This is a genomic window from Mesorhizobium sp. M7A.F.Ca.US.014.04.1.1 (assembly GCF_003998745.1).
GTDB lineage: Bacteria > Pseudomonadota > Alphaproteobacteria > Rhizobiales > Rhizobiaceae > Mesorhizobium > Mesorhizobium ciceri.
In genome coordinates, this window is the sequence record NZ_RZRW01000485.1 from 1 (window position 1) to 4,291 (window position 4,291).

At 64.6% G+C, this 4,291-nt stretch carries 8 protein-coding genes and 1 pseudogene; 3 read left to right on the forward strand and 6 right to left on the reverse strand.

Going from position 1 to position 4,291, the window contains the following annotated elements; genetic code table 11:
• Positions 1 to 314: LysR family transcriptional regulator (locus tag EOA22_RS25650; RefSeq protein ID WP_127390303.1), on the reverse strand; the 314-nt coding region annotated here is incomplete at its 3' end.
• Positions 315 to 451: 137 nt separating this feature from the next.
• Here EOA22_RS25650 and EOA22_RS25655 point away from each other — a divergent pair.
• Positions 452 to 658 carry a hypothetical protein gene (locus EOA22_RS25655; RefSeq protein ID WP_063168653.1) on the forward strand — a complete coding sequence of 69 codons (207 nt, stop codon included), beginning with the start codon at positions 452 to 454 and terminating at the stop codon, positions 656 to 658.
• Between the two features lie 21 nt (positions 659 to 679).
• Positions 680 to 1,429, forward strand: a complete 750-nt coding sequence (locus EOA22_RS25660; protein ID WP_063168652.1) for a sulfite exporter TauE/SafE family protein — start codon at positions 680 to 682, stop codon at positions 1,427 to 1,429.
• 35 nt (positions 1,430 to 1,464) lie between these two features.
• Here the strand turns inward: EOA22_RS25660 and EOA22_RS25665 are convergent, their stop codons facing one another.
• The 3 genes from EOA22_RS25665 to EOA22_RS25675 form a co-directional block, all read right to left on the reverse strand.
• Positions 1,465 to 1,959, reverse strand: a complete 495-nt coding sequence (locus EOA22_RS25665; protein ID WP_063168651.1) for a GNAT family N-acetyltransferase — start codon at positions 1,957 to 1,959, stop codon at positions 1,465 to 1,467.
• Positions 1,956 to 2,246: a DUF1778 domain-containing protein gene (locus EOA22_RS25670; protein WP_013530564.1), complete on the reverse strand. Its 291-nt coding sequence runs from the start codon at positions 2,244 to 2,246 to the stop codon at positions 1,956 to 1,958. Before EOA22_RS25670 ends, EOA22_RS25665 begins: the two co-directional genes overlap by 4 nt.
• Before the next feature lie 86 nt (positions 2,247 to 2,332).
• Complete coding sequence (locus EOA22_RS25675) at positions 2,333 to 2,782, reverse strand: universal stress protein (protein WP_027160859.1); 450 nt, start codon at positions 2,780 to 2,782, stop codon at positions 2,333 to 2,335.
• 208 nt (positions 2,783 to 2,990) lie between these two features.
• Here EOA22_RS25675 and EOA22_RS25680 point away from each other — a divergent pair, with 208 nt between their 5' ends.
• Positions 2,991 to 3,572, forward strand: coding sequence for a histidine phosphatase family protein (locus tag EOA22_RS25680; protein WP_063168650.1), 582 nt, complete (start codon positions 2,991 to 2,993; stop codon positions 3,570 to 3,572).
• Between the two features lie 30 nt (positions 3,573 to 3,602).
• Here EOA22_RS25680 and EOA22_RS25685 read toward each other — a convergent pair whose 3' ends face one another.
• Together EOA22_RS25685 and EOA22_RS39065 are read right to left on the reverse strand one after the other, a co-directional pair.
• On the reverse strand, positions 3,603 to 4,004 hold the full coding sequence (locus EOA22_RS25685; protein WP_013530567.1) for a VOC family protein: 402 nt from the start codon (positions 4,002 to 4,004) through the stop codon (positions 3,603 to 3,605).
• A gap of 120 nt (positions 4,005 to 4,124) precedes the next feature.
• Positions 4,125 to 4,291: pseudogene (locus tag EOA22_RS39065) on the reverse strand (pseudouridine synthase); the annotation flags it as partial.

The following is a 4,291-nucleotide window of genomic DNA, read 5'->3' on the forward strand; positions in this document are numbered from 1 at the left end:
GCTGTGGCGGCGGTGTTGGCGATCAGCCGGACGCGGGCGCGCAGGCCGGTGGCATAGGCGGCGAGGTCGCCGGTCATCGCTTCGATCTGGTTCTGCACCGCGCGCGCATGATGCAGCAGCGCCTGTCCGGCCGCCGTCGGCACCACCCCACGGCGCCGGCGCTCCAGCAGCGGCGCGCCGAGCCGCTCCTCCATGCCCTTGATGCGGGCGCTGGCCGACGCCAGGGCCAGTCCGGCAAGCTCGGCGCCATGGGTGATGCTGCCGCGTTCGGCCACCAGCAGGAACAGGCGGAGATCGACCAGATCGAAGCGCATTCTCTTGCTCCTGCGAATATTCAGCGCCGGGAAGGCGGTCGGCCAACCAGCCTTCGTCGTGGCCGAAGGCTGGCAGCGCAACTTCCACATTGTGATCGGCCAGGATTTTCGTCAAACAGTTTCGAAGGAGAATTGCGATGAACGAACGAACATCAGGCCGGCTCGGCATTCTTGAAAGCACGGCGATCGTGCTGGCCATTGCGGTGGCCGGCCTTGCCATGGCGCGAGCGGGATCAGGCCTGCGGGGATGCGCGGCGACGGTCGTATCCACCAGCCGCGATGCGGCGCCGGCAAAGGCCGCCAGCCCGGATGCCGACGCAACCGATATGCTGCTGCATGACTGATCCGGCCCTGAAGATACGATCATGCTGAGCGCCGGCATCCTCGCCTGGATCGGCGCCGTGTTCCTCGCCGCCGGCTTCGTCAAGGGCGTCGTCGGCATGGGCCTGCCGACCGTTGCGATGGGCCTGCTGGCGGTGACGATGCCGCCGGCGCAGGCGGCTGCCCTGCTCTTGATCCCGTCGCTGGTTACCAACCTCTGGCAATTGCTGACCGGCCCGTCCTTCGCCCGGCTGTGCAAGCGGCTGTGGACGATGATGGCCGGCGTGATGCTCGGCACCGTTGCCGGCGCCGGCCTGCTGACCGGCACGCATACGGGCGCGGCCTCAGTGGGGCTGGGCGCCGCACTGGTGCTTTATGCGATCCTCGGCCTCGCCAAAGCCGGCTTCACCACGCCGGCGCGCCGCGAAGCCTTGATGTCACCGCTGGTCGGGGTGGCGACCGGGCTGGTCACCGGCGCCACCGGCGTCTTCGTCATCCCGGCGGTGCCCTATCTGCAGTCGCTGCGGCTGGAGAAAGAAGACCTGATCCAGGCGCTCGGCCTGTCCTTCACCGTGTCGACGGCGGCGCTCGCCATCGGGTTGTTCAAGGCAGGCGCCCTGGCGTCGCCGAGTGCGCAACTGGTGGGGTCGGTCGCAGCCCTTGTGCCGGCGCTGGCCGGCATGTTCGCCGGCCAGGCGCTGCGCCAGAAGATGAGCGTCGAGACCTTCCGCAAAGTGTTCTTCGCGGGGTTGCTGGCGCTTGGGGTCTATCTCGTGGGGGAGTTGGTGTTCTAGGCGCCGGACTTCCCCAGAGCACTGGCAGGAAGTCGTCAGCCAATGCTTTCGCTGAGATCAGCGAGCGTGACCATGAGTGTCAACGGCTCGACCGGCGAGGGCTCGAACCCGATGGTGATGTAGAAAGCTCGGGCATCGTCGGAAATCGCATGCACCACTATGCCTTTGATGCCCAGTATTTCAGCAGCCTGGAGAATTCGTAGACCGGCATCCCTTACCAGCGCCCGACCGATGCCCCGACCGTGATAGGCTTGGTCTACGGCCAACCTGCCTAGCACTGCGACGGGGATCGGATCGGGCATGTTGCGCCGGAAACGGCTGGAAGCTTCGACCATTTTCACGGCGCCGCTGGCAACGGCATAGTAGCCAATCACACGGTTGCCTTTGCAAGTCACATAGGTCCGGGATGCACCGCCCGCTTGATTGGTGCGAGCACGTTTTTTCAACCAATCGTCGAGCGCTGTAATGCCCGACGAAAATTCCCCGAGTTCGTGATGATCCGCGAGTGGAACCGGGACCGACAGCGTCACGCAGCTTCCCACGGAGCCTTTGTCGTCATCGTGCGGCGCAATCGGTCGTTGGGCTGCGGCGGCGCGTCGAGGCGTGCCAGAAACGCAGCGTAGACATCCGGTTCGACGGTAAACACGAGACGGTTGAGCAACGCTTCCTCAGCGGCGCGTTGCGAGGCTTCAAGCATGAAGTCGGTGCGATTCTTACCGAGCAATTCGGCTGCGCGGTCGATCAGATTGCGAACTTCCGGCTTGACGCGGATGTTGAGCGGAACGCTCTTCGGCACCGGATGATGTGACGTTGGCATGGACGGCTCCTTCGTTGCGCATATCTAGCACAGCGTAACGACATTGTCATTACCCGCTTCGATGGAGCATGCGATCCGTAGTAGCCCTACCGCACGACCAGCACCGGGATCTCCGTGTAGGACAGCACTTCCGCCGTCTGGCTGCCGAGGAGCAGCTTGCCTAGTCCGCGGCGGCCGTGCGAAGCCATGACGATCAGGTCGCAGCCCAGGGCCTGCGACAGTTCCAGAATGGCTTCGGCGGGCCTTTTGTCCTCGACATGCACGACCTCCGCCGAGACGCCGGCGGCGTCGGCCGATGCCTTGCACTTGTCGAGAACTTCCTTGGCGTATTTGCGCGCTTCTTCCTGATAGGCGGCCAGTTCATCGCCGGCGGCGTAGCCGGCCATGGCGCCGCCCCAGGCGAAGATCGGGAATTGTTCGGAGACGGTGATGAAAGTAACAGAGGCGCCGAGGCCCTTGGCCAATGTCAGGCCGTGGGTAACGCCCTTGTCGGCCAGTTCCGATCCGTCCGTGGCGATGAGCAAATGTTTGTACATGATGACATGACCTGTTGCGCAAGGGCCGATGCCCTTGAGGTGGCGGGAGCCTTGTGGAGGGCTGGCCTTGATATAGTTGCGGCCTCGGGCCGATCACAGGGCCGGCCCCGCCGCGGATCAAGGCCAGGCGACCACGCAGTCTTGTACCAAGCGGATTCCCCTTTGCCGCATCGTCGCCTAAGGTGCCGGTGACATTGAAAGGCAGTCCATGAGCAACCCGTATCCGCAAATCCATCTGGTCCGGCATGGTGAAACGGCATGGAGCCTTTCGGGGCAGCATACCGGCCGCACCGACATGCCGTTGACCCCGGTTGGCGAGGCCGCCGCGCGGGGTCTCGCGGACAGGCTCGAGGGCCTGTCTTTTTCGGCCGTATGGTCGAGCCCGTCGCAGCGCGCCTACAACACCAGCGTACTGGCCGGCTTCGGCGCGCAGAGCGTCAAGAAGGACGATCTGCAGGAGTGGGACTATGGCGCCTATGAGGGGCTGACGACAAAACAGATCCTGGCCGAGCGCCGCGGCTGGAATGTGTTTCGCGATGGGTGTCCAAAGGGCGAGATGGCGGCCGATGTCGGCGCGCGGGCCGACAGGATTATCGCTGGGCTGCGCGAGGCCAATGCCAGCATATTGGTGTTTTCCAGCGCGCATTTTCTGCGCGTGCTGGCGGCGCGCTGGATCGGGCTGCCGCCGGAGGGCGGCGCGCTGCTCGTGCTCGATACGGCCAGCATCAGCGTGCTCGGCTACGAGCATGATTTGAGCGAGCCGGTCATCCGGAAATGGAACCAGAAATAGAGCAGCTTCGGCCAGCGGCGCCGCTTACGCCTATCTGTCGAATTTCCTGATCGCCTCAGCGGTTACCGGCGTGAAGAAATTCACCAGATTGCCGTCAGGGTCGCGAAACAGCAGCGAGCGGTTGCCCCAGGGCATGGTGGTCGGCTTCTGCACAGTGATATTCCTGAGGAGGTCCGAGAGCCTGGCGAATTCAGCATCGACGTCGCCGACGCGGAACTCGATGATGGCGGTGTGGTTGTCGGCGGGGCGGGCGATGTCGCCGCCGAACAGCATCAAGGTGCGCGTGCTGCCGATCGCCAGCGTGCAGGTCGGCGTCGCCAGTTCGGCGAAGTCTTCCGTGTACACCGTCACGGGCATGCCGGTGATCTCACCGTAGAAGTGAACGAGACGCTGGACGTCCGACGTGATGATGCGGACGGAGACGAAATTCATTGCATTGGCTCCCTGATCGTTGAAGCCGTGGCCGGCTCCCATCCGACCTATAGGCCAGGCCTGCTGACAGCTTTCCGTCAGGAAGGATCGCCGTGCGCCTGCACCAGCGGCACGCCCTGCTTACCCCCTCAGCAGCGCCAACTCTTCTGCTGTCAAATGCCGTGCCGTACCCTTGGCGAGGTCGCCGAGCGGCAGGCGGCCGATAGCGATGCGGATGAGGCGCAGGACCTCGACGCCATGCGCGGCGAGCAGGCGACGGATGTGGCGGTTCCCGCCCTCCTCCGGGG